The organism is Bradyrhizobium sp. CB3481, from assembly GCF_029714305.1.
GTDB lineage: Bacteria > Pseudomonadota > Alphaproteobacteria > Rhizobiales > Xanthobacteraceae > Bradyrhizobium.
The window spans coordinates 5124998-5144015 of the sequence record NZ_CP121647.1; the positions used below are offsets into that span (position 1 = coordinate 5124998).

Annotated in this window: 16 protein-coding genes and 1 pseudogene; 8 read left to right on the plus strand and 9 right to left on the minus strand. The window is 57.1% G+C overall.

Annotated features, from left to right (window positions below; translation table 11 throughout):
* Positions 1–197 precede the first annotated feature (197 nt).
* Together QA643_RS25115 and QA643_RS25120 are read right to left on the minus strand one after the other, a co-directional pair.
* Positions 198–2066, minus strand: coding sequence for an MFS transporter (locus QA643_RS25115; RefSeq protein ID WP_283028545.1), 1869 nt, complete (start codon positions 2064–2066; stop codon positions 198–200).
* The gene (locus QA643_RS25120; protein WP_283028546.1) at positions 2063–2953 is read right to left on the minus strand and encodes an alpha/beta hydrolase; all 891 of its coding nucleotides are present in this window, start codon (positions 2951–2953) and stop codon (positions 2063–2065) included. Before QA643_RS25120 ends, QA643_RS25115 begins: the two co-directional genes overlap by 4 nt.
* 1577 nt (positions 2954–4530) lie before the next feature.
* Here QA643_RS25120 and QA643_RS25125 point away from each other — a divergent pair.
* Positions 4531–4938 carry a hypothetical protein gene (locus QA643_RS25125; protein ID WP_283028547.1) on the plus strand — a complete coding sequence of 136 codons (408 nt, stop codon included), beginning with the start codon at positions 4531–4533 and terminating at the stop codon, positions 4936–4938.
* A 319-nt stretch (positions 4939–5257) separates the two neighbouring features.
* Here QA643_RS25125 and QA643_RS25130 read toward each other — a convergent pair whose 3' ends face one another.
* Both QA643_RS25130 and QA643_RS25135 read right to left on the minus strand, forming a co-directional pair.
* Positions 5258–6238, minus strand: coding sequence for an AMP-binding protein (locus QA643_RS25130; RefSeq protein ID WP_283028548.1), 981 nt, complete (start codon positions 6236–6238; stop codon positions 5258–5260).
* A gap of 1289 nt (positions 6239–7527) precedes the next feature.
* Positions 7528–9834 carry a carbohydrate-binding domain-containing protein gene (locus tag QA643_RS25135; protein WP_283028549.1) on the minus strand — a complete coding sequence of 769 codons (2307 nt, stop codon included), beginning with the start codon at positions 9832–9834 and terminating at the stop codon, positions 7528–7530.
* Positions 9835–10723: 889 nt separating this feature from the next.
* On the opposite strand from QA643_RS25135, the gene QA643_RS25140 reads away from it, so the two are divergent.
* Entirely contained in the window at positions 10724–10942 is a 219-nt protein-coding gene (locus QA643_RS25140; RefSeq protein ID WP_283035100.1) for a hypothetical protein, read from the plus strand.
* 306 nt (positions 10943–11248) lie between these two features.
* Here the strand turns inward: QA643_RS25140 and QA643_RS25145 are convergent.
* The 4 genes and pseudogenes from QA643_RS25145 to QA643_RS25160 all read right to left on the minus strand — a co-directional run.
* Positions 11249–11500 (minus strand): annotated as a pseudogene (locus QA643_RS25145) (nucleotide kinase domain-containing protein); the annotation flags it as partial.
* A 25-nt stretch (positions 11501–11525) separates the two neighbouring features.
* Entirely contained in the window at positions 11526–11852 is a 327-nt protein-coding gene (locus QA643_RS25150) for an ImmA/IrrE family metallo-endopeptidase (protein WP_283028550.1), read from the minus strand.
* 10 nt (positions 11853–11862) lie between these two features.
* Positions 11863–12222 carry a helix-turn-helix transcriptional regulator gene (locus tag QA643_RS25155; protein WP_283028551.1) on the minus strand — a complete coding sequence of 120 codons (360 nt, stop codon included), beginning with the start codon at positions 12220–12222 and terminating at the stop codon, positions 11863–11865.
* Positions 12219–12458 (minus strand): hypothetical protein, encoded by a 240-nt coding sequence (locus QA643_RS25160; protein ID WP_283028552.1) that lies wholly within the window; start codon positions 12456–12458, stop codon positions 12219–12221. Before QA643_RS25160 ends, QA643_RS25155 begins: the two co-directional genes overlap by 4 nt.
* Before the next feature lie 289 nt (positions 12459–12747).
* Between QA643_RS25160 and QA643_RS25165 the strand changes: the two genes are divergently transcribed.
* The 6 genes from QA643_RS25165 to QA643_RS38725 all read left to right on the plus strand — a co-directional run bounded on the left by QA643_RS25165 (position 12748) and on the right by QA643_RS38725 (position 17890).
* Positions 12748–13134 (plus strand): hypothetical protein, encoded by a 387-nt coding sequence (locus QA643_RS25165; RefSeq protein WP_283028553.1) that lies wholly within the window; start codon positions 12748–12750, stop codon positions 13132–13134.
* A 103-nt stretch (positions 13135–13237) separates the two neighbouring features.
* Entirely contained in the window at positions 13238–13756 is a 519-nt protein-coding gene (locus QA643_RS25170) for a DUF6036 family nucleotidyltransferase (RefSeq protein WP_349253295.1), read from the plus strand.
* Between the two features lie 401 nt (positions 13757–14157).
* Entirely contained in the window at positions 14158–15459 is a 1302-nt protein-coding gene (locus QA643_RS25175) for a DUF2235 domain-containing protein (protein ID WP_283028555.1), read from the plus strand.
* 458 nt (positions 15460–15917) lie between these two features.
* Entirely contained in the window at positions 15918–16466 is a 549-nt protein-coding gene (locus QA643_RS25180) for a hypothetical protein (RefSeq protein WP_283028556.1), read from the plus strand.
* Positions 16467–17097: 631 nt separating this feature from the next.
* Complete coding sequence (locus QA643_RS38720) at positions 17098–17520, plus strand: hypothetical protein (protein ID WP_349253221.1); 423 nt, start codon at positions 17098–17100, stop codon at positions 17518–17520.
* Positions 17498–17890, plus strand: coding sequence for a hypothetical protein (locus QA643_RS38725; protein WP_349253222.1), 393 nt, complete (start codon positions 17498–17500; stop codon positions 17888–17890). The genes QA643_RS38720 and QA643_RS38725 overlap by 23 nt, the downstream gene beginning before the upstream one ends.
* 445 nt (positions 17891–18335) lie before the next feature.
* Here the strand turns inward: QA643_RS38725 and QA643_RS25190 are convergent, their stop codons facing one another.
* Entirely contained in the window at positions 18336–19001 is a 666-nt protein-coding gene (locus tag QA643_RS25190) for an XRE family transcriptional regulator (protein ID WP_283028557.1), read from the minus strand.
* Positions 19002–19018: the final 17 nt, after the last annotated feature.

Sequence of the window (19018 nt, forward strand, 5' to 3'; positions counted from 1 at the left end):
GATGGCGCGCGGCTGGGTTGAGGAGCACAGGACGAAGCTGCGCTCCATGAGATGGCACTGCTCGATGAAGCGAAGCCCCTTGGGACAGTCCCCCGGCAACTCTGAAAACCCCTCCCACGTTGGACTAGAGCATACGCGGGTCTCGGTGGTACCGCTTTCGTCCACATCTTGCAAACAGCTAAGGCCAGCACTTGCTATCAGCGCAAATGCTTCGTCGCTCCCGATAGAGGCACGCCGATAATAAACCAGAACCATGCTCCAAGTTGAACTGCAAGGTTCACTGCAAAGGCGGTCTGGTAAGCAACTTCCGGGTAATGGCCATACAGAGGCGTCCAGTGCTGAACCACGAAACCGATGAGAGACTGGACCACAAACGCGCAACTGATGTGTAAGACGTTGAGCGCCGCATTCGCACGTCCAGAAAGCTCTTTTGGAAAAAAATCGGCCAAAATCGCGGAGCTAAGGACCGTTCCCGCCCCCACGGCAGCGACGATCATCCACGGAGCGGATGATGGCAGGGGAACCCGCAGAATTACTGCCAGTTGGGCGACGAAAAACAGAATTGCGACAAACTTCAAGAGCGGGCGTGGACCTATTCCGTATCGCCGGAGCTTTTGAGCCGCAACGCCTAGAACCAGTGCGCCCGCACTCGATGCGAGTGCCATGGCAAAGAGATTGCGAAGCAATGTCGACCGGTCCAGACCCTCAACATCCGAGAACCACTGGGCAGCCCACAATCCGTGAAGCGCCCAGGCAGTACCAATGCACGTCGCAGACAGGGGTGCCAAGCGCCAGAAGCGAGGATCTGTATAGATCATTCGCAGTCCAATGGTGGTCTCCTTCGCTTTCAATGAGCGCGTGGCCTTTGGCACGACAAGGAAAATTGCAAGCGCGCATCCAACCGAGGCGATGGCTAGGAGTTCAAACAATCCCCGCCAGCCGACCGAAACGAGCAGGTATTCGGCCGGCAATGTTGCCGTCGCGCCGCCAAGGGCAGCCAGCATGACCATCAGGCCATTGAGCAGCGGGCCCTGCTTGGCGGGAAACCAGAGAACGACAGCTTTCAATCCGGCCATCAATGCTCCGGAAGCGCCAAGGCCTATTAACGCCCTGCCGAGAAGAAGCAGCAAAAAGTTGTCAGAGATAGCAAATAGCGTCGCCCCGGCGGCGGCTGCCAAAAGCACGGCACTCTGGATTTGGCGCGGACCGTATCTGTCCAACAATATCCCAATAGGAATCTGGGCTGCCGCGAAGGTCAGGAAGTAGATAGACGTCAGGAGACCGAGGTCATCGGCACCCAGACCAAACTCGTGAGTCAGCGGTCCAGCAATCGTCGCATTGATGTTGCGAAAGAGTAAGGAAAGGCAGTAAGCAGCGACGAAAGGCAAGAACACGCGCAAGATTAACAGACAATCTTGGAACAAGCCCAGTGGCCTCTGTCGGGCCGTCGCACGCCGGACCGGCAAAAGGGACCGCGATGTCGCGCCGGGACTTGTTTGCTCGGCTCTTAATGCTGGTTCCTGCTCGCACGGTGCCGCTCCGGCAAAACGCGGAGTTTGTCGTTTGTTGCCCGCGGCAGTCCTCGCAGCACCCTTCAGTTCCGGGTGTGTTGAGCGGGTCGGCGCTTCTTGCCTCACTGATTCTGTTGCAACATGCTCCCGATCAGTCGAGTTCACCCGCTCGATTGTTTCCTTGATGAGGGACGTTCCCAAATGGACCCGCCTTGCCACTTGGGCAGCAAATTCGTCGAAGCGCGCAAGCCCGAGGGCACAGGCGTTTGGTTGGTCGGCGGTTGTAAACGCGGGCGTGACGGCAAGAAGAAATCGAGCCTGAAGCGCAACAGTCTCGCTTACAATTCGCACATCTTGATGAAGCTGTTCAAGATTCTCGTGGATGGCGCTCAGCCGGCGATCGATAGAGAGCTCTTTGATGTCATGATCGGCATCGAGGAAATGCGTGAGCGCAGCCTCGATGATCGCCGATTTGGTCGCCCCCGGCCGTTGCGCTGCGACTGCGAGCCGTGCCGCGACGGGCTCGGAAAGATAGACACCGATGCAGGGCTTCATGGAAGCGCCCCGTCGAAAGTCAACCCGGCGGCTGTTGAATTCTCATGCCTCGAGACGGACTGTCTCAGTTGATCGAAATGACCCCAGCCTCCTCGCTCGACGGTGCTGAAGAAACGTTCAACCTGCACGTTGAAGGCCGCAGGTTCTTCGAGATTGATGGCATGGCCCGTATTGGGGCATACCCAAATGCCGGCCGAGGGAATTGTGGACTTGAGCATCAAGCTGGTGTCAAGACATGGGTCGTCTTCGTCGCCCACCGCGAGCAGCACGGGTGCCTTCATCTGTGAAAATTGATCCCGGAAGTCGTACAAGGACGGTCGCACGGCTTGGCACTGGAGCAGAGTGTTGGACATCCCGCGTGCAGAATGCTGCTTCAACCGCTCCGCAAAGTCCTGCCAGCCCTTCGGGTCTTTGTGCTTCAGTCGAATGCGGGTGGAGTGGCCGGCCATTTTCTCGGCCATGGCATCGATACCTCTTGCCGCCAATGTGCGCGCCAGAGCCGTCGCGTTTCTTGACCAATTTTCACGATCCGATGCTGGAGATCCTAACCCTGCTCCAGCTGCAACGATCGCACTGGCCCCTTCGCGGTACCACAAACCAAATAGCAGAGCAGCATAGGCACCCATGCTCGATCCAACCACGTGGGCTCGACTGATCGACAAACCGCGCATGACGGCATCAATGTCGTGAACGGCGATCTCCCAACCGTATGCGGCGGGACTATCAGGAGCGTCGCTCGGTGGATATCCCCGCGCATTGTAGGCGATACATCTATAGCTACGGGAAAAATAACGGATTTGTGCTTCCCAGCTGTGCAGGTCCGATTCAAATTCATGAACGAAAATGATTGGATAGCCCCGACCGTACTCCTCGAAGTAGAGCTTCATTCCACCTGACGCGATAAAAGGCATCACCACCGCCGATCTTTTGGAGCGTCGGCAGGCACGCCGCGCATTGGACGGCGTTATGGCTGAGCAGCTACGAAAACGGAGGTGTCGATTATCAATGATCGGATTTCGACACACCCTGCTTTTCGTATGCGCCGGGAGATGAAGTTTTCCAGTGATTAGGTGTTGCCTGGCTGCAGCGGAGGATTCGACCTCGAAATGGCGAGATAGTGACGCCTCAAGCCGGACGATGCTCTGAGATCGGAGATCGCATTGGGATGACTTGCACCAGTGCCGCGGCGCCTGGCTGACCTTCAGTAAGCCGATGCAAGCTTTCGGGCTTCAATGAGCCAAAAAGCTCCCAGCTTTACTCCTGGCGTCCATCTGACGCTAGCCACGGGAGCTGAGCTTTGAGCGTTGTATAGTCCACCTTCCACAGCTTCGATCGCATATCATCTCTCGAACACAAACGCGCGCACCATCTTGCAACGGGCCGAATGGCGATGTTGTTGGCGCAGCTTTCACGCCGCTTGTGGTGTGCAGGATCTCGGCCAGCGGATGCGACGCGCATTGCCCGCGGACTTTTTTCGTGGCGCTGTCGCCTTTGCAACAAGGTTGTGCTTATTGAAACAAGCTGCGCGTGTGATGTCGAACACAAAGCGGTTGCCACCCCTGCATTTCCGGCGGATTGAATAGTGAACTCTTTCTTGAACAGGTTCGTCTCCTGTTCCGGTGTCGCACAATCGTGCAATGAACTTGTGCATTGAGATCGTTGTGTACCACGCGCCCTTCGGAGAGTAGGTCATGTACGATTGACTCCCGGAAGAGACTTTTCGCGAAAATCCTGCCAGCGGTTAGGCTGCGCGAGCGAGGCGGAGCTTGCTGCACGGCTTCAGATCATGAAATCGGTCTCATCGATGCCGTCGAGTAGCCCGTATAGTGCGGCAGTCCAGTCACCCACGTCGCTCCTTGACCCTCGCCGATGCCATCAACGTCGCCCGCGCATTTTATCGTTTCCATCGATCTTCGCTCGTTCGCGGAAATCTCATTGTTGGTACGATACGTACGAAAGTGGTGCAGTAAGGGCACATGTGATGCGTCGCGCAGACACATACTCTTAAAAACGATCTCTGGATTACCTATTTTCTAAAAGAAACCGTAGACAATGCACACGGAAGCAAACCTTGAACCCGTTCCGAATGCGAGTCCGCCGATGATCAGCGAAGATTTGGCAGCCATGCGCACTCATCGCAACCGTATCCACTACTATCGTCGGTTGCTTGAGGCCCAGCTGACTGAACCTCAGCGCCAATATCTCGAGATACGCCTTTCTGAAGAGCGCCGTGCTTTTGAGGATCTAAAGGCCGCTATCTTTCCGCTAGTTTTCACAATCTCAGACTCACCGGCCCGGAACCCTCCCGTTGCGGCGTGAGCAAGGGTTTTCGCAGACCTCCCAAGGTGCCGCGATTTTCCGTGGCTTGAATAAAAAGCAGATTTTCACGTGGGAATCGTACAAGTCTTAGTGCCAACCGTGCCGATCATCTGCTGTTGTGAAGATCGAGGGAGAGGGTCCCCCCTTGCTTAAAGACGGCACCTATGCGGCTTGGTTCAAGACCGCACTCGGCCAAGACGCCGGCATCCTCCATGTGGAGGACGGCAAAATCTGGGGTCATGATAGCGTGATGAGCTACAGCGGCTCTTGCGAAGTCGATGGAGATCGATTTACCGCGACTGTCACGACAAAACGGCATACCGACGGGCAGCCAACAGTTTTCGGCGACGATCAAGAACTAGAGCTAAATTTCGAGGGAACATGCTCCGGAAAAATTGCCACCTACGTTGGCAAGGCGGAGCAGTTTCCAGGAGTGCTCCTTGAGGGAACGCTTATTTTCAGTGAACAACAGCCGCCTCCGCCGGAGCCGAGCGGGTCGATGCCAAAGTCCTATCCTGATAATCTCTCGAGATTGCCGAAGCGCCCCCTCTGATGAATCAGTATCGTAGCGCGAGCGGCCCGTCAGTATCGTCCGCACCGTACGATGGATTGATCCATCGCTTGATTAAAGGCCTTCGTCAATGTGCCGCCTCCACCTTCGGCGGACGCTCCATGCAGCTGAGCTAGGAGTGCACTCCGTCGGCCGAGCCACACAAAACTACAGCCACAAACCGCTCTCTCGTCAACTCGGGTCGGTTCAGATAGCCCCGCGCGATGCCCTGCATTCCATCAACTGCCCGAACCGGGGCTCACCATGGCCGTCTAAATCCGCCTGTTCGAGCTCGGACGACCAATAGGATACAAGTCGGGTGTCAGCGTAATGGGTCGGCCGCGAGACGGTGCTCCGTGATCATGTGGGTTTCTGCCGCCCCATACTCATTTATCAATCTCACCCTCGGGTGCACTTCGAAGAAAGATCTAAGCATTGGGGTGGTCCGCAATTGCTCACGCGCTGTATAGATCTCTCTCAAAGAGGGCAGCAGCACTCCTTGCGCGCCCCAGGCCTCCGCAAAATGATTCAGCGCTCCGAAGGGGAGGAAAAGTCGTTCTATCTCTTCCGTCCACAGGAGTTCTAGCAGTACGGTGAAATCGGTAAGGATCGTTTCCCGCACGATCGCAAGCACGCCGCCCTCCTTCCAACAACTGAACAATTCCTGGAACGAGACATCGATATTGAGGGTCGTGAGCTGAAGTGTGCGTCGCTTTGGCGCTCCTAACTCTGGCGAGGACCAGAGCAGATTCAAAAGCGTGCTGTGAGGCATTTCGACGCCCTTCGGCGTGCCGCTCGTTCTCGAGGTGTAGCTCACATAGGCGAGATGGCGCGAGGTCAGGCCGAGGGTGCGCGGGTCCGGATCCGACGCCAGCAGATTTGCCCAACTCGGCCTCGTCGTTTCGAGATCGACTACCGTCACATCGACCAGCGCATCAGAACCAAGCGTGGATCTTCCAGCAGCATCGGCCAGCAATAGCCGCGGTGCCGCACCCGCAAGAACCTGCCGCAGCCGCCCGGACGGATGGGTCAGATCCAGCGGCAGACATGCGCCACCGGCCTTCAGGATCGCCAGCAGCCCGACCATCATCGCGAGGCTGCGCTCCAAGCAGATCGCGACAGGCTGATCCGGCCTCACCCCCAGCGCGATCAGATGGTGCGCGAGTTGGTTCGCCCGTGCATTGAGGTGGCCATAGCTCAGGCGTGCGTCCTCGTAGACCACCGCCACCGCGTCCGGCGCCTTGCGCACCTGGACCTCAAACAGCTCATGGATGTATTGTTCCGAAAGATCGCGCGTCGCCATCCGGTTCAGCTCCTCAGCAAGGCGCGGTTATCGGACGACCGCAACCCAATTCGTCGCAGGCATCGGGGGACCACAGCACACAGCAAAGCTTGCAAATGCTGTGTAACACGGTCGATCTGCTTGGGTGCGAAGCGACTTGCATCGAAATGCATCGAAAGCTCCCTCCAGAGTACTCAAATGTTAGCAAATCACCGGACAGGACTGCCTCAGAATTCAGGTTCGAAGCTAGATCGCCAACTGCAGAACAGTCATTTGCCTTGACTGCAATGCCAATCGGCCAGGGTTGGCATGATCGCGGCACCTCCATACGCCGCAATGTTGGCACCAAGTACGAAACCGCGATAGTCCTAACGGATCCATGAACATGTCCTAGCAATCTGCGTGCCGGCAACGACGTTGTGCGAGCTGCTTTAAGAGAGGCAAACATGTGCTTCGCGCGACCGAATACCTGCGCCTCATTGGCGCGTTCCAGACATAGACGTCTTCAACCAGACACGGCCTAACAAGGCAGAGCGGTCAAATGACGACGATCGCGCCTTGTCTTGGACTCGAGCTTGCTCGAGAGTGATTTCCCTGTCGCAACCTCATGACCGAGCGTTCCAGCGTAGCGGCACTATAGCGCAGTTGAGTCGACCGCTGTCGGCAGGGTCAAATGTTGGCGGCCCCGTTTCAGAATACCCTTTGGACAGTCGCTTGCCGGGAGATAATTGCGGTCACGGCTATGCGGGTAGTGAAGCGGCTCCAATGAACACAAATCGGCAGGGAGCAACCCTATGGGGCGCGGCAGGCGCGTCTTCTTCATATGACTAGTTTGCATTTGCCGTCGTACGCGCTGGAGGCGTGCTATATTGGATAGATTCAACCGATAGTCAGGAATCCGTAGCGCGTCATTTCCGGTTGCGGTGCTTCATACAGTGTCGAGCACCTGATCAACACATTGAGTCTTGTCATTGATTGGCGGTGCAGGTGCATTTTCGTGTTCTGTGACGTTTCGCTACAGTAGCACTGCTATTCCTTCGAGCACGACGGCAGCAACGCACCGGAGAGCAGCTTTCGTTTTGCGGATCGGGGGCACACTCGGGTTTTCTGCCCGACGAGACACGCCCGTTCGTTGGAGTTACCGCGTATCTTGAAGGAGATTTGCGCTAAACCTACGCCGTCGTTTCAGGTCATTTGACGCAATGTACCGGCTGACGATGCCCCGTGAAGCTGCCGCAGGAGAAAATTGTTGGATGTTCCACGCACGAGCTAGCAGCACGACGTCTTGTCGAGCGATCGTCACCCAGACCTCAGACGAACAGAAAATCGCTGGCGTGGAGCTGGCTCAGTGTCTTGTTCTGAATCTCGATCGTGTTATTGGCATCGACCGTGATCACGACGCTGGTGCCAACCTCAGCCATGTGCGATTGCAGCGCGCTGAAGTCGGCAAACAGGGTCTTGTCGAGCTGAATGACATCCTGCACGCCTTCGGTGTTCTGAAAATCGGCAATGGTGTCGTTGCCGAAGCCAGGGGCGAAAACGAACGTGTCGTTGCCGGCACCGCCGACCAAATAATCGTTTCCGCCGCCGCCGGTCAGGCGATCGTTGCCGCTGCCGCCATACAGGAACTCGCTGCCGCTGCCGCCCTGCAAGCTGTCGTTGCCATCGTCTCCGAACATTTGGGTTGCCGCGGTGCCGCCTTTGAGCTGGTCGTCACCGGCGTTGCCATGTATCGTATCCAGTCCACCGCCGCCGGAGAGATAATCGTTGCCGTCACCGCCATTCATGACATTGGCCGCACCGCTGCCATAGAGCTGGTCCTTGCCGGTGCCGCCGTCGAGCAGGGCGCCGGTGTCGCCGGTGCTAGCTTTGATGATGTCGTTGCCGTCATCGCCATAAAGTTGGTCCGTCGCCGTGATGAGGCCGGTGCCACTGCTGATCATGTCATCGTCCAATCCGCCGTGGATCACATCGGCGCCAGGACCGCCATTGATCGTGTCGTTGCCCGCGCCACCCTGGATCGTGTCAGTCCCGGCACCGCCGTTGATGACGTCGTTGCCTGCTCCTCCGTCGAGGATGTCGTCGTCCGTCGGCGCCCCGAAGAACAGGTCCTGGTGAGCGGCCATGTCATAGTGGATGGCTTTGTTCTGATAAAGATTCCACGTTCCCGGCGAGCTTGGGTTGACGGCGTCGGCGACGGAAAGATGCTCGCCGTTGACGGTAATGTCCTTGATATAAAGGTTGCGGTCGCCATTGGCGTTGGCGATATCGTTGATGAAGGCGAGATCGAGACTGGAGACGGCCGCTGGGTTGGTGAAAGTGAATGTGAAGGTCTGGAAACCCGATGGGTCGGTCGCGCCGTGGAATTCGACTGTGCTGCCGACCTGCTGCCCATTGATGAGCAGCTGCATTTTGGCGCCGACGCCGTCAACGACGGAGCTGTAGCCCGTCACGGTGACGGTGGTCTCCGTGAGTTTTGGAATTGTATCAGGGCCGCCGGTAATGGCGTCGTCGCCCCCGTCTGCCTTGATCGTATCGTTGCCGACCCCGCCCGACAGCACGTCATTGCCGCCGCCGACATCCATCAAATCGGCAGACGGAGAACCCGTTAGGGTCTGGCCGGGCGGCTGGTGTTGACCTCCGTACCATTCACTAATCAACTGCTGTGCAGGCTTGCCTTCGGGCGAATAACCGATCGGCGAGTATTTGTTGTTCGTATCCCAATTCCAGATCGACGCGCCCCTGAACCAGCTTCCGCCTTCCGATCCCCACACCTGAAAGAAGGCGTTGAAGGCATCGTATTGCTCCTGGACATCCTGCGTCGTGCTCTCGGCCCAGCCGCCCGGGCTGATGTTGGTTCCATCGACGCTGCGATAACCGGTTTCAGTGAAGAGCACCTGCTTGTCGTACCGCAAGGCAAGGGAATGGAAGAAATCGACCGGCGACATGTGATTCATCGCCTTCGCCCAGTAGTCGTCCGTGGACATGCTGTTCCACGCGTTGACCATCTCTTCGACGGTCGGCTCGGTTGTCGTCGTTAGCGGCGGATAGGCGTTGATGCCGATGACATCAACCTTGTCCCAAAAGCTGACATTGATGGCTTCGTCGGTTGCGGCTGCATAGGTGATCTCGCCATGGAACACGGCGCGTACGGAATCGATGATATCGACCCAGTAGCTTCGATATTGGGGTCCGGAGAGCTTGCCGAGTTCATTGCCGATCGAGAACATAGTCGCGCCGGCTTGCTCGGCGATTTCAGCCATGTGGACGATATCGGCCTTGTAGGATGCGAAGAAGGCGCCGGGATCGCTCGGAATGAGTGCGTATGCGAGCGTGCCATCAAGGGCTGAGACCATAGGCTTCAGCGTGACCGAAAGACCGAGCGCATGCGCATTTGCCGCGGCTTGGAGAATATTGGCGTCGCTCTCGGTCTTGTTGGGATCGGCGAAGACATCATTCGACGTCCTGGTTTGCATAAAGAGCCGCGGAGCGAGCTCGATCGAATTTGCATTGGTGCCTGCGATCGCCTGCATGGCAGCGAGCGCGGAACTAGCGACGAATGCACCATTGTAGTTCGAAAGGAATCCAAATCCTTGAACAGGAAACACGCCCGCCATCTACAGCTCCTTTTCTCTTGCACTTTCCGTTGCTGCCTGTGGCTGCGTCGTTTTGCGCAAACTCACCAAGCCGCATGTCCCGCTTGTTCGATGCGGCACAATTTGTCCGCATTTTCACCCGCGCAAAGCGAAACAGCAGCCACACCTACGCGCTCAACGTGAGCGTGTGGTGGCGAGATTGAGTCGATGTTGCGATTGTTGATAAAGCCGCGCGCGTGGTTACGACGTCGTTAGGCTTTCACGACAAATTGGAACGGCTCGCTCAGGAACTTCTCGTCTGCTGGTGCAGGGCAATTCGGGCGCCGGCAAACCCCATCTGCTGCGCCTACTGTTGGAACAGAGTGCGCCCTGAGTTGCACGCCCCTAACTTGCCAAAGGCCGCTTGAAATAAGTTTCGCCTAGTCGCCGGTATCGATGTTCCCTCTACTCGCAGTGACAGGCGGAATCCGAGGCCATGATCCGCATCCCCGACCGCTTGTCGTTGCAAGAAAGCTCGATATGGAAGTACGAGTGATAAGTCCATTTCGGTAAGGCACAGCCGAAAGATTGGCGCTCAATCAAAGCTCGGTGGCGGGATCGCATGAGGCTGCCACCTCGATGATTGATGGATGCATAACTTGAGCTACAAAATCGACAGAATGGGGTGCGGTGCGGCACCACTGTGGAAGATGCCGGATAACGCCTCGCCCTTATTGTGCAGCAGAACTTGTTACAACAGCCTCTACGTACACAGCGCCGGTGCACGTGGATGCAAGGCCATTTGGTCCGTTAACGACGTATTCGACAGCGTGCGAACCGTGTGGCGGAGCTGAGCCCGCGGGACGCCGGCCGGAAATAGAACTGCCCACCAAATCGTGTCATGGTCTCGCGCGACCGAGGAGGGAAAACGATGGCCGCGGACCAGTGGGTGATGATGGAAGAGCCGCAGCCGATCGAGCAACAGAAGCTCTTTGAAGAAACGCACAAGCGGATGGAGCTAGTTCGACGTGTCGAGCACATGATGCTGACCATCGTGAAAACGCAGGTGATCATTGAGCGCTTCATGATCGGGCTGCTCGAAGCGCACGACCGCGATCAGCATTGCTTCTTTACACGGGCAAGAAGATAGAGGGATTAAGGGACAAAATTGATCCACCTGAAGTCGGCCGGCCAATATGGGAGGCTTTTGTCCCTTTGCTCTCATGTCAGAAACGAGCTCGTGCACTCTCTTAATACGGAGACGCTCCCTGACTTTGGAAGGATTGGTTGCGGCAATATTACCCTCGGCTGTCGGCACGAAGCTGACATGCTGCAAACACGGAAAGCCAACGCGGGCATTCTTTATGTGATGCCAACGTGTGCGGGTCTTGATCGACGCCAAGCCGTTTTTCGGACCTAGCGAGTCTTGGAGGAGTTCCCACGTCTCGATCTTGTTGAACAGCTTGAGGCCCGAGCCGCTGATTGTCCCCGACGTCATCGCGCGGCGCCGACCATCGCGCGGCGCCCGCGGCAGGTCGTCACGACAGATGACATGACGGATGAGATATTGGCTGACCCGGTCGGATGCGCGGTACGCATTGGTGAATCCAGATTTGCGTAGGGGTCGCTGTTTCCGGTGTCCAGCCTCGGACCGAGAAGGCGTGACGCAGGCCGATGATCGGCATGAGGATGAAGCCCGCGAAGGCATCGGCCAAAAATTCCTTCGGATCTTCTCATGGATGCGCTTTTGCACTTTCTCGCAGTTCGTCGATTGACGAGCCGTGGCCGAACACGTGATGGCCGAGCTCGTGCGCGCAGTTAAAGGCGCGTCGTGCCAGTGGACGCCGTGCCGAGAGATGGATGCACGGCGAAATTCTCTTCTGGTACATCCCTTCCATATTGATGTTGTTGAACCGCACCTGGACGCGCATCGACTGGCACACACCGTAGATGCAGATGGGGCTTATCTGGTCGAGCTTGACCTTTGCCGGGGTGGGCAAGGCCGCTTGCATGGCTTGGGTTGCCAGAGCGCGTCCATTGAAGCCGGTTTCGTGGTGCACATCACGTTCATCAGCGATTGCCTCCGTCCGTGGGATCGCTGCGCATGGCGGCTAACAGCTTGAGCAGGCGTTCCAGGTCGTCGGGCTTGAGTTTGGACAGTTCGCGCGCGGCCAGCTCGAGCCGCGGGTCCTCCGCGTCAAGCTTGTCAGGCGCTCCGAGTAACCAGGCGACGCTGACGTCATAAATCTCGGCAAGCCGGGCGAGTTCATCGGCGGAGACGCGGCGGTTGCCAGCTTCGATCTCGGTGACGGAGGGGCGATGCAGACCGAGCATCTTCGCGACATGGCCTTGCGACAGGCCGGCGAGCTTGCGTGCCTCTTTCAGGCGCTCGGCGATCTGGGCCCGCTTGACGGAATCGAGCTCGATCATGCCGCCGCTGCTTCCTTTTCGCTCTGCTTGTTGAGGAGATCACCGACAAAGGCGGCCGTCTCGTCGATAGAACGAGGAAGCTTGGTCGTCTCATCGATGAAGATGTTCACATCGTCCGGAATGGTGGCGCCGATTTCCGTGGCAAGGATTGTGGTGGCGGCTAGCCAGACCTTCCTGTCGAATTTCGGCAGGCTTTCAACCGGTTTGATGGCGCCACTCAGCTCCCGACATTCCAAGCCGCTATGAGCCTGTATCTGAGTGAGACGTTAATAGTGTTTACAATAACGGGGTCCATGCTCCCCGCCTCCTGTATCCGACACTTAGTAAGATAATCTTACATAGCGAACCATTTAAGGGGGTTCGGCACAAAAAGTGTGCCTGGGGAAGGGCTGACACTGTCTTCGGGGGTTCTTGTAACGTAGACTAGCATCTGACGGCAGAACACATAGGGAACAAGGGGGCGGCCTGCGCGGTAGCTGGTTTTTTACTGACGGACGCTTTCCCTTTGAGGACAATGGAACATTCATGACCATTCGGGTCAACCAGGAGCATGTGAACGACACCGCGAAGCTGATGATTCATCGGCTTATTGCGCGGGCGATCGGTCGCGACCCTTCGTTGATCGACAGGACGAAGCTTTCGCTCGATCGTAGTTCTTCGGAGCGTTACGAAGGCTATTCGTTTGTGACCGAATGGCATGATTTGCTTCGTCTTCCCCCGTCGAACCTACGTCGTCGTTTGACGAGCCGCGACGAGGAAATGACCCGCTTGCGTCTATCGTCTCCGTTCGTCATTGCCGATGGGATCGACGTCAGCGACGTTGCACTCAGACGTCGGATCTGGCAGGCGGCAAGGCGTCTTGCCGCCAAATCGGTTGCGCTGGAATCCGCGGGTGCGCGGGTCGTCGCGTGACGCAGCAATCGTTCGTGCGTACTTTTGAAGACCTTGTCGAGACAGTCAGGCGATAGCTCGGCTGTTCAAAACCGATAAGGTCTTCATTATTGGCAGTCAGAGCATCCTCCTTTCCTGGCCGGATGCTCCGATCCTCTTGAGGACGTCTGGCGAGATCGATGCCTACCCCGAGAACGCCAGGCTTTGGGAGGTTACGCACAAGGAGTCGGATCCCGATTTCCCTCCCGAAGCCTCGGAAGAGATCAATGCACTCTTCGGCGAAGGTTCGAGTTTTCATCGCCAACACGGCTTTTATATCGATGGCGTCGACGAGAACACAGCCCGTCTTCCGCTCGACTGGAATACAAGAGCAATCTACAAATCGATTGATGTGGATGGCCGTGCGGTTCTGGCGGTTGCGCCCTGCCCTGAAGACGTGATCGTCTCAAAGCTCGCTCGATTGTCGGATAAAGACAAGGAGTTCGTGGAGGCTTACCACGCTGCACGTCCACTCGACGCTGAACTCTTGGTGGAGCGAATGCAGGCGACCTCGCTGGAGCCTGAACTGCAGCAACGGGCGATAGGCTTTCTTAATCGTCTGGCAAAGCGACCGCAGGGCACGCCTTCGAGCCCGGCCGGTTAGTCGCCCCACCGAGCCTCCGAGGTGCCGAGACCTTGCGGGTGATCGTCTTCGAGGCAAAGAGCTTGCTCTTGAGCGCGGTCCCGCTTTCCACACGCACGCGGACCGAGTGCAGCGACGAGGCCAGTTAGCGGCGGCCCCCGGGACAGTGGCAAGTGATAGCGACGCCGAAAGCGGACTGCTTTGCCGCGTGTCCAGCGAGAAGCACATACTGCTTGAACTGATTCGATCCCGGCCCTCTCGCTCCCCTGCCTCGAGATTGATTCGCCTTAGCGAACCCACGCAAGTAGAAGTTGCATTATTTGAGCGCGAGACGTGCACCGAATCGGCAGACCAGTTATTCTCGGCAAGGATCGCCGATTCTCTCTTGGGTCGGCCAGCGACATGCAGCCGGGGACCACGCCATGAAAGTTTTGCGATGGATCGAGCGAATCGCACACTCGATCGGCCTTTTTCTTGCCATCGTGGCCATCGTCGCAATCGGGGTGATTATTGGTCGTCCTTCGGAGAAAAGTGGCAACCAGCCGAACTTTGCGGGCGCAGAGCAGCAGCAAAAGCGCCTAGCGGTTTTTCTCGACGGCACCTGGAACAGCGTCAACAGTAATACGAACGTCTGGCGCATGCGGGCGCTGTGCGCCTCGAAAAGCAAGGATGGCAAGCCTCAACTCGTCTACTACGAAGTTGGGGTCAACGGCTTCCTGGGCGGTGTTTTCGGCCAAGGGCTCGATGAGAACATCCGTCTGGCTTACGAGTGGCTTATCGAAAACTACAACGACGGCGATGAAATCTTCATTTTCGGTTTCAGCCGGGGCGCATTTACAGCCAGAAGCTTGGCTGGATTGATCGCCATCGACGGCATCCTGAAGGCGGGCTCTCCGATCGGAATCACCGAACTGTTTGATCGCTACAGGAAGGGAGACGAGGAAAGCATCTGGACGTTGAAGGAGAAGGAAGCGTCCGGAGACGCCAGCAAGCTGACCGAGCAGGAAAAGTGGCTGCTGAAATATTCCCAGCCAGTAAAGGTGAAGGTAGTCGGCGTATGGGATACCGTCGGTTCCGTCGGCTTAGCGGCTGGCAACATTCCGGGCATTAGCCGCTCTTCGTTTGATTATCTGCAGACAGGATTACGCATCCACATCCTGAACGGCTATCACGCTCTCGCGATTGACGAGCACCGCAACGACTTCGCTCCCACGCTCTGGGACGTTCGCCACCCGAAAAATCCGAACGCGGTCATCGCCCAGGTGCGTCCTCTCTCCAGCATTGAGCAGCGCTGGTTTGTAGGCGCCCATGCAAATGTTGGAGGTGGCTATCAGACCGATCTTCTCGCTCAGGCTCCGCTGCGCTGGATGATGAAGAAGGCGGAATCGCAGGGACTTTCGTTCCGTTCGGAGGTCGATCTGGATGGAGATGCCGTAACGGCGCCGATTGCCGACTCCTACAAGTCCTTTGGTTCAGGATGGTACGCTAAGATTTCTACGCCTCTTTATCGCACCCTCGGCCGAGAGCCGGATGTTCGGGAAGACGGAAGCCACATCAACGTCAACGAGACGATCGATGCGAGCGTGTTCCAACGCTGGCGCGCTGATGCAACCTATCGCCCGGACAACCTTGTCGAATGGGCACAGCGCAAGAAGGTTGATCCCGCCCAATTGCAAACTTCTGTGCGGGCTGACGATCCTCGCGTAAACGTGCCCGACCAATAGGCTTGCGGCAGATATGGGTTATGCTCGGCCCTCTTTTGAGTCTCTTCGCGAGCTATGACCATGGCGCTAGACCACTACGTGTCGCCGGTCCATTTGCGGAACTTCAATTCCCCTGTTCTTCAGAACAGGCGCTATGCCATGCGCAAATCGAACCTCAAGACATTCACGCCACCTCGAAAGACGTCTGCCGTATCGAAGAAGGTAATACGAACAAGAATTTGACCGATTCAGGATTTTTTTTCGCGCGGTCGAGCCCAAGTACAACTCGGCGCTCGCAAAACTCCTGAATGGTCAACCTGATCAGAAGGCAATCCACGTCATTGCGGGATTCTGTGCTTCCTGCGCTCCCGCAGCCATGCGGCTCGGCACTGATCCCCTCGACGCAACGGTGCGATCGACGGCAATGATTCTCGACCGGCAGGGCGTGTTTGGACGCGCGCTCGCCTCGCAACAAGACTATGACGGAGCTTCTGGCCGCCGGCACTGTCGTAATCGATGTCGACGAGAATTATCCGCAAGCCATCGGCATTAGCACGATCCTTGCAAAGGTCTCGCTCTTCGGCGGGTTCGGCGCCGTCGCAAGCCAGCGCATTCTGCCCCACGAGCGAGCTAAGACATCGCCTGATAGTGCATTACAATCGGTTTCAGCCCCGGTCTCGTCGGACGCACCGAAGCCAATAAACGAGCCAACCGTCATGTTGCTAGATCTCTTCACGCCGGTCACCACTGACGACAAGTTGCATCCAAACTTCCGGCGGACGCTCGATCCCGGTGCAGCAGGCGTGCGCGCGGTGCCGAACGGCTGGGCGGACGGTTTCGAGGACCGCGACAGCAAATTCGTTCGAGAATTCCGGACCACTTACAATTCCTTCTTTTGGGAGCTCTATCTTTTTGCCGTACTCAACGAGCTCGACATCGCGGTGGATTTTTCCCATACGGCGCCCGATTTCGTGACGCACGGTTTGCCGCTCGCGATCGAGGCCACAATCGCCAGCCATGCGGTGTAATCGGGGTTGTCTTTCTAAGAATGTGTTGATCAAGCATTCAAGCGAGCTTCTACCAATTTTGAGCCGCCTTGCCCGAGGTGCTTCTATGACAGCAATACCATCACATGTAACCCATCGAAACTGGTAGTGAGCGGCGCTGTGTTTCACACATCGCGCTGGCAAAGACTCGGACATCCGGATCTATCCAGCGCTTAATCTCAAGCTGGGTCCTTCGCGACTGGACTCGATACGAGTTCCGAAACCGATCGGCGCTTTCGCGCCGACCTCATTTCCGGCCTCGGCCGGTTTTCGGAGATCAACCAGTCTATCGCCGAGACGTTGACGTTCTGAGCAAAGGCAAATGTGGAAGGTTGCGCGCCGAGAGTGTGTCCTCAGTGAGATGGGCACGATTTCGCCCTCGGGCGCGAGCCTCTTGCTTTGCAGCAGATGCAATCATGAGCGCCTACTCATACTGATGAACTGCGGCGGACGTACATGACTGAGACCACATGTTAAACAGATAGACGAAGAGCCATGAATCCATCTGCCATGTAAATGGTATCTATCAAAACAATCGATTTTTCTAGTTGTCCGAATGAGGAATATGAGGTGTGGGGCGGCGCCGTTGGGCTAACTCTTAGGAGCATTCGCGATGGCAAACATTATCTGGGGTCGCTCGGATAACAGTAGCGACTTCGGCACCAATGGTGACGATATGATCATGGATCTTGGGGGCAATGACTGGATCGACGCTGGTCCAGGCAACGACTCCATCTCGGCCGGCCCGGGCAATGATCGTGTCTTCGGTGGGGCGGGCAATGACCAGGTCTTCGGCGAAGAGGGCACTGACTATCTCTACGGCGGCAACGGGCGCGACCAACCGCGTATCATCGGTCCAGACAATGACAAGCTCTACGGTCCTGGCGATGATGTCCTCTTTGCCGGTGACGGCAGGGATACTCTGATCGGCGGCGCCGGCCAAGACACCTTTGTCTTCCAGTTCCACAACCCGATCTCAGGGGTCGACCCGCAATCCGGACAACACCAGCATCTTGGATTTCGATCCGGCGCATGACACTCTCGCCTTTGACGCCGTCGGTCTCGACCACGACGGTGTCGGCGCGAACTTTGTCAACCACGCGGCCTTGCAGCCTGGCTCTCCGGTTGATACCTTTTACAGCGGTGCGGCCTCCGTTGCGAACGGCGAACACGTCGTGGTGATCACTGATCTGTCTTTCGCCTCTGGTACTGAGGCTGCGAGCGCGATCTCCGGCGAGCATGCCGGCGACATTATCGTCTACCACGACTACCAGACCCAAACCGCGAATTTGGCCTACGTCACCTCCGAGAACCACGTGGACGAGTTCGGCCATCTGGGCAGTTTTCCCACGGTGGCCGACTTTGCCCACTTGCACCTGACCGCGTCAGACTTCACCTTCGTCTGATCCGGGAGGAGCCATGCCCCGCACCCCGGCGGGGCACTTTATTTTCCACAACTTGCCGCGAAGCATGTGCCAAAGGGCATGCGAGGGTGTTCGTCATAATCTACTTACCCCTAGCAGGCCACTTTCGCCGTGCCTAGGCGATTTCGCGAGCTCCGCTCCAGACGAAAAACGGCTGGTCCTACTATTCTGGGATTGAAAAGTAGTCATAAGTACCGGCAGGACGTCAGCGTCAGGAGCATCAGTTGCCACGCAGATCCGGCACGCCTGCATCGTTGCGGCCCGATATTCCAGATTGCCGTCTGGTAGATAGCGCGCAAGATCACCGCTCTGGTACATCCGCGCGCCGGCGCTGAACGGATCGGCGACAAACCGTTCCGCTAGGAGTTTAGCTCGCGCCTATTCTTCTGTATACGCGTATTCACCTCAGGTGCGGCCCATCCTACAATCATTCTGCGTATACGATCATCGTGATGAACTGGATGTGATCGTCTAGCAGCTGTTCCGGGGCATGAAGAACATTGCCAGAGAATGTGAATGCGTCACCTGGCTCAACGAGAAATGTTTTGTCACCAAAACGATATTGCATCCTACCGCTCAGCATATAAATGAACTCCGTTCCGGGATGCTGAAAGCTCGGATAGCTCTTTCTGTCTTTATCTATGTTGATGAGGAAGGATTCGAAAACCTTGCGCGGTCCCTTGTGATAGGAGAGCAAGCGGTAGGTGTGCCCGTACTTCGTACCTGAGCGGACGACCTCCAATTGGTCAGAGGCCTTGATGAGTCGTGCCTCTCCCATCGTTTGCTCGACCTCACTGAAAAAGGTCGAAAGATCAGTACCTAACCGAGCACAAATTCGGTCAAGCAAGGCAAGGCTGGCGGTAGATTGCCCGGTCTCGAAGCGACTGAGCATCTGGACAGAGAGACATGCCGCCGATGCAACATCGCCAAGCGTAAGTCCACGCTCAAGCCGCGCGCGCCGAAGAGCCGCGCCCATTCTCTTCTCGATCGGCGGTTTCATGGTCGCTGCAGCACTAGTGGAAAGCCGCTCCGGCACGTGTGCTTTTTTAAGCTTACCTTGGCGCTTCTGATCCGCGCTCTTGACCCTATCCAATTCGGCGTCTCCGGATG

What these genes read in the sequence shown, in the direction of transcription:
- QA643_RS25175 (WP_283028555.1), top strand. Translation starts at nt 14,158, where the DNA reads ATGAAAGTTTTGCGATGGATCGAGCGAATCGCACACTCGATCGGCCTT.
- QA643_RS38720 (WP_349253221.1), top strand. Translation starts at nt 17,098, where the DNA reads ATGGCAAACATTATCTGGGGTCGCTCGGATAACAGTAGCGACTTCGGC.
- QA643_RS25115 (WP_283028545.1), bottom strand. Translation starts at nt 2,066, where the DNA reads ATGAAGCCCTGCATCGGTGTCTATCTTTCCGAGCCCGTCGCGGCACGG.
- QA643_RS25180 (WP_283028556.1), top strand. Translation starts at nt 15,918, where the DNA reads ATGACGGAGCTTCTGGCCGCCGGCACTGTCGTAATCGATGTCGACGAG.
- QA643_RS25155 (WP_283028551.1), bottom strand. Translation starts at nt 12,222, where the DNA reads ATGATCGAGCTCGATTCCGTCAAGCGGGCCCAGATCGCCGAGCGCCTG.
- QA643_RS25140 (WP_283035100.1), top strand. Translation starts at nt 10,724, where the DNA reads ATGGCCGCGGACCAGTGGGTGATGATGGAAGAGCCGCAGCCGATCGAG.
- QA643_RS25165 (WP_283028553.1), top strand. Translation starts at nt 12,748, where the DNA reads ATGACCATTCGGGTCAACCAGGAGCATGTGAACGACACCGCGAAGCTG.
- QA643_RS25135 (WP_283028549.1), bottom strand. Translation starts at nt 9,834, where the DNA reads ATGGCGGGCGTGTTTCCTGTTCAAGGATTTGGATTCCTTTCGAACTAC.
- QA643_RS25120 (WP_283028546.1), bottom strand. Translation starts at nt 2,953, where the DNA reads ATGAAGCTCTACTTCGAGGAGTACGGTCGGGGCTATCCAATCATTTTC.
- QA643_RS25130 (WP_283028548.1), bottom strand. Translation starts at nt 6,238, where the DNA reads ATGGCGACGCGCGATCTTTCGGAACAATACATCCATGAGCTGTTTGAG.